Here is a 4,994-nt window from a genome sequence, read left to right on the forward strand (position 1 = left end):
GCCGCCGGCCGTAGCCACACGCAGGAGGCACGCACGCGGGCCCGCACCGCCGAGCACCTCCACGCCAGGGAACGCGCCGACCTCGCCCGGCTGGTCGACCAGCGCCGCGCCGAGCTCGGCCGGCTGGTCGACCAGCGCCGCGCCGAGCTCGGCCGGCTGGTCGACCAGCGCCGCGCCGAGCTCGGCCGGCTGGTCGACCAGCGCCGCGCCGAGCTCGGCCGGCTGTCCCGGCTGATGTCCGCCCACCCCGAAGGGATCTGACGATGCCGTGGGTTCACCAGGTGCCCGCCGATCCCCACGGCTACGGCCGCATCTGCTCAAAGCCCGACAGCAACCGCGGTGCGGCCTTCGGCCCCGGCTCCGTATGGCAGTGCGACGCCTGCGGCCGGCGCTGGCGGTTCATCCGCTGGCGCTCCGAGCAGCGCGACTCGTGGGACGAGTGGACACCGGAACCCGCCAGCGAGACGACACCACCCGCACGGCTGTGAGGTGACTGGTGGTCACCACCTCGCGGGTTGTCCACGGCTCCGGTGATTTCGGGGGGCGGCCGTCACGCCGTGGGGCGAGCCTCGCCGAGCTGGCGGAGGAACGGCGCAAGATCCGCGCGGACCCGCTCCGGGCGAAGGTGTACGCCGACCCCACCATCCACAACCCCGAGGGTTTCCTGATCTGGTTGGGCCGCCGCAGGGGTGGGCTGAACTCGCATCGCGGCCGGGCTGCACAGCCAGGACCCGGAACCCGCCGGCTCGCACAGGCCCACGGCGGGCAGGCACTGGCCGTCGAGCACACGCGGGCTGACGCCCCGACAGTGCGGCTCTCCCGCTCAACCGCCGCCCAGCTCGCGGCCAGAACACCGGCCAGCGAAGCGGAAACGGTCCGCCTGCACCGGCCGGCACGAGACACCCCCACCGTGGCGATCCGCCGGCCGATGTCGTCGGCCGCGCTCGCCGCACGGGCGAAACCCGGCGGGGTGTGGACCGCCGCACCGAAGCCGTCCCGGCCGGAGCCGGAGAAGCCGAAGCCGATCGACGTGCCCCCGGAGTTGGCGAAGCTCCGCATCGGCAACGTCAAGGTCGCCGGCCCGATGAAGACCTCGAAGCGATGGAAGCTCGGCCGCGGCAAGTCGTGGTCAGCGCTGAAGAAAGGCCTCTGACCTCGATGCCATACCCGTCAACAGGACGGTTCGTCCAGGTGCTGACCAGCGACCCGGGCAGTGAACCCGACGAGCGGACAGCCATCTCCACCGCCCTCGCCCTGATTGTCGACTCGGGCGACCTGTATATGAGCCCGGAGCCCCGGATCGCCGTCCAGGTCTTCCATCCCGACGGCCGGATCGAACTCCGCCAGGACGTGCGGGTGTACGACACCGGCCGCGAGGCTCTGGCGTCCGAGGACGGATGGGAGCGTGTCGCGGTCTGGCCCGAGGGCGCCTACCTGGAGACCTCTCCCGAGGAGCGTGTGGATCCCCGGGAGTCGCTGCGCGCTCTGGCCGCGAAGCTGGAACGCCGCGCGGACCGCGCCGCGAGCGAGGACGCTGCGCATCTCTTCGCCGAGGCGGCCCGCATCTGGGAGTTCCTCGACGCCAACCCGGTCAAGGAGCCCGTGACCGTGGTGCCGCCGCGGCTCGCCGAAGGCGGCACCGTCGACACGGAGAAGCTGACCCAGTGGGCCCGGCAGATGTCGTCTCGACGGGGTCAGGCGTGACCGCCCCCGCGGAGGCGTCCCCGCTCGACGCCGCATACAGCGAACGGGCCCGGTTGGTCGCGTTCCTGACCCGGGTGTACCCGTCCCATTGGGCGGAGGATCCGGAGTCGCCCGGCTGGCCGGTGATCTGCGTGCACAGCCCCGCCGGTCAGATGTGCTGGCACGTGGGCTCCGACGACGTGCCTCTGTTCCCCGCGGGCCTGGAGACCCGGGCGAACGACTGGGACGGGCACACGACCGCACAGAAGTACGAGCGTCTCGGCGCGCTGGGCCTCGCCGCCGCTGGCCGGTCCGGACGGTTCAGCGCCGCGCCGGGAACGGTCGAGCACTACGTCTGGCGGCTCATCGGCGCTACGGACCGGATGGCCGCCGGCTGGGCGGAGACCGCGCCGGGTAGCCCGCGCCGAAACGAGCTGTGGCGTGACGTTCACTCGGCCGCCGACATCGCCGCCGCCGCGATGGAGGAAGGCCCGGCCGAAGCCGAACGGATGACCCAGGCCGGACGGGCGATGCGGGAGCGGGAGTGTCTGCGCCGGGTGAGCGTGCCGGCCGACGACCCACAGCCGCGCCGGTTCCAGCTCCACCGCGACGTCGACGTCTCCGGGGTGTCCGGGACGGGGATCGTGGCGGATGGGGTGGTGTGGCCGGACGGCTCGGCGGATGTTCGCTGGCGCGGTGACCGGCCCTCGGCCGTGCACTGGGACCGCGCCGAGCACGCCGAGCAGATCCACGGCCATGCCGGGGCGACGCGTTTCGTTCTCCTGGACTGACCGGTGACCATGGTCATGATCCGTGGGGCGCACTCCTCCGACGACCGTGAGGACCGCACCCCCAACCCGGGCCTGGTGCCCGATGACGTCTCGTGCCCCCGCTGGCCGATCCTCTTCCGAGCCCCGATCCGGATTGCCGCGGGGATGTGCGGGTCGTGCTCGCGTCCGGTGGACACCTTCGGGCACTGCGCCTGCTCGGAATAACGCTGCGTAGCTGATTTCGGGTCTCCGCCCCGCGCGTGGAGATCATCAAGAGCTGGTTCTGACTACTGACTGCTACATCCCTGGGAGGCCCTGTTGCCTCTCCCGAAGGGTGGTTCCAACCCCTGGCCGCCGAAAGAGCACCAGGCCGCTTTCGACCGGTTCAACGTCTGGTCCGCCTGGTGGACGGGCGACCCTGACGCGCTCGCCCGCGCGTACATCGACCTGGAAGCGCAGGGTTCGGCCAGCGAGCGGAACTTCGCGCCGCGGCGGACCCAGTACGCCGGTGGTGTCATCGGTGCCGTCAGCCGCTTCTTCTGGGGCCAGCCGCCGTCCGTGGGCAGCCTGCGGAACAAGCTGCACGTCCCCATCGGCAGCGACATCGCGACCACCAGCGCCGACCTGCTGTTCTCCGAGCCTCCGGCGATCACCCTGCCTACCGCCGGCGCACAGGACCGGTTCGACACGATCCGGGACGACGCTGGCCTCGACGCCGCGTTGGTTGAAGCCGCGGAGGTTGCCGCGGCGTTCGGCGGGGTGTTCCTGCGGATCCGCTGGGACAAGGAACTCCGTGAACACCCGTGGATCGACGCCGTCCACCCCGACAGTGCCGTGCCGGAGTTCGCCGGGCCGGCCCTGAAGGCGGTCACATTCTGGCAGTCGTTCACCCCGGATGGCGGCGGGGTCGTGATCCGCCACCTGGAACGCCACGAGCCCGGCAAGATCCTCCACGGGACCTACCGCGGCACCCGTGACAGCCTCGGCCGCCCCGTACCCCTCGCCGAAGTGAAGTCGCTGGAGGGGATCGCGGGGGAGGTCAACGAGGACGGGGCGATCCCCACCGGCCTGCCCGACGGCCTGCTCTCCGCCGTCTACGTGCCGAACATGCGCCCCGCGCGGCTGTGGCGGGACCGGCCGGCGCTGGCCTACCTCGGCCGGTCGGACTACTCCGGTGTCGAGCCGCTCATGGACGCATTGGACGAGGTCTACAGCTCGTGGATGCGGGACATCCGGCTGGCGAAGGGCCGGCTGGTGGTGCCGCAGGCGTACATGCAGACGCAGGGCCGCGGCCAAGGCGCCGTGTTCGACGTCGACCAGGAGATCTTCACCCAGCTGAACATGCCGCCCCAGACGCAGGGCGGCGCGCAGATCACCATCTCGCAGTTCGCGATCCGGGTGGACGAGCACCAGCGCAGCGCCCAGCAGCTGGTCGACCAGATCGTGAGAGCGGCCGGGTACTCCGCGCAGACTTTCGGCTCCGACGCCGACGGTGCCGCCGCCGCAGCGACGGCAACCGAGGTGAACGCGAAGGACCGCCGGTCCGCGATCACCCGAGACAAGAAGATCCGCTACTGGACACCGGAGCTGAGAAGGCTCGTCCGCGCGCTGCTCGTCATCGACGCCACCGTGTTCAACACCAAGGGCGTCGGCGACCCGGAGGAACCCCCGGCCATCGACTGGGAAGACGAGGTCTCCGAAGCGCCGCTCACGGTGGCCCAAACCGCCCAGGCGCTGTTCGCCGCACAGTCCGCATCGATCGAGACCCGCGTCCGGATGGTCAACCCCGAGTGGGACGACCAGGCCGTACAGGAGGAAGTCGACCGGATCAAGGAGGAGACCGGCGGCGGCATGGGCATGGGGATGGGCGACCCGTTCGGCATGGGCGACGAAGGGCCCACCGGCCAGCCCAGCGAAGAGGAGCCCCCGCCCGACGAAGATTCCGCAGGCCCGCCCGCACCGCCGGGCGGGGGCAAGCCGGCCCCTGCCGCGTTCCTCGCGAAGAAACGCCCACCCGCACCACCGGCGCGCTGATCTGACCCACGGGAGGCCCTGTGCCGCCCCGGGGTCGCGCGTCCGCGCTCCGCGTCTTCCGTGAGTCTCAGGTCCGCCGGGACCGGCGAGGCCGGTTCGCGCGGCAGAACGGCGTTGGTGGCGCGGCCAACGCCGCCGGCCGCCACCGGGCAGGCCGCCCAGCTACGGCAGGTCCGACACGTGCGCAGGCCGACGCCGCAGAGGCTCGGCTACGCGGCTACTTCGGGGACCGGCTGCACGTCGAAGACCGCGACCATCCGGCGATCCGGCAGCATCTGGTCGACCTCGACCGGTTGCCGCCGCAGCATCTGCGCCGGCTCGCCGCATGGTTCGCCGAGTACGACGGTGGCGGCATCTACATGGCCGACCGGCCCCATGTGCTCGACGTGCTCGACCGGGACGAGATGCGCCGCAAGTTCGCTGATGGCCGCACCGACGACGCCGCCGGCATGTACTTCAACGTGGAGCGGGTCATCTCGATGACCGCGAACCGGGCCCGGTCCGGCT

6 protein-coding genes and 1 pseudogene are annotated in these 4,994 nt (G+C 71.8%); all 7 read left to right on the top strand.

Translation table 11 applies throughout. The features are described from left to right. Positions 1 to 261 (top strand): annotated as a pseudogene (locus tag FREUN1FDRAFT_RS44735) (hypothetical protein); the annotation flags it as partial. 2 nt (positions 262 to 263) lie between these two features. After that, positions 264 to 488: a hypothetical protein gene (locus FREUN1FDRAFT_RS37820; RefSeq protein ID WP_006545723.1), complete on the top strand. Its 225-nt coding sequence runs from the start codon at positions 264 to 266 to the stop codon at positions 486 to 488. Between the two features lie 8 nt (positions 489 to 496). Then, complete coding sequence (locus FREUN1FDRAFT_RS37825; protein WP_006545724.1) at positions 497 to 1,153, top strand: hypothetical protein; 657 nt, start codon at positions 497 to 499, stop codon at positions 1,151 to 1,153. A gap of 38 nt (positions 1,154 to 1,191) precedes the next feature. Beyond that, on the top strand, positions 1,192 to 1,704 hold the full coding sequence (locus FREUN1FDRAFT_RS37830; protein ID WP_035957447.1) for a hypothetical protein: 513 nt from the start codon (positions 1,192 to 1,194) through the stop codon (positions 1,702 to 1,704). Then, positions 1,701 to 2,474 (top strand): hypothetical protein, encoded by a 774-nt coding sequence (locus FREUN1FDRAFT_RS45650; RefSeq protein ID WP_006545726.1) that lies wholly within the window; start codon positions 1,701 to 1,703, stop codon positions 2,472 to 2,474. The genes FREUN1FDRAFT_RS37830 and FREUN1FDRAFT_RS45650 overlap by 4 nt, the downstream gene beginning before the upstream one ends. A gap of 297 nt (positions 2,475 to 2,771) precedes the next feature. Beyond that, positions 2,772 to 4,487 (top strand): phage portal protein, encoded by a 1,716-nt coding sequence (locus tag FREUN1FDRAFT_RS37845; RefSeq protein ID WP_006545728.1) that lies wholly within the window; start codon positions 2,772 to 2,774, stop codon positions 4,485 to 4,487. Positions 4,488 to 4,507: 20 nt separating this feature from the next. Further along, a partial coding sequence (locus FREUN1FDRAFT_RS37850; RefSeq protein ID WP_006545729.1) for a hypothetical protein occupies positions 4,508 to 4,994 on the top strand: 487 nt, incomplete at its 3' end.

The organism is Parafrankia sp. EUN1f, from assembly GCF_000177675.1.
Classification (GTDB): Bacteria; Actinomycetota; Actinomycetes; order Frankiales; family Frankiaceae; genus Parafrankia.

Bases quoted from the DNA above. Each gene is read 5' to 3' on its own strand.
- FREUN1FDRAFT_RS37820 (WP_006545723.1), top strand. From the start codon at position 264: ATGCCGTGGGTTCACCAGGTGCCCGCCGATCCCCACGGCTACGGCCGC.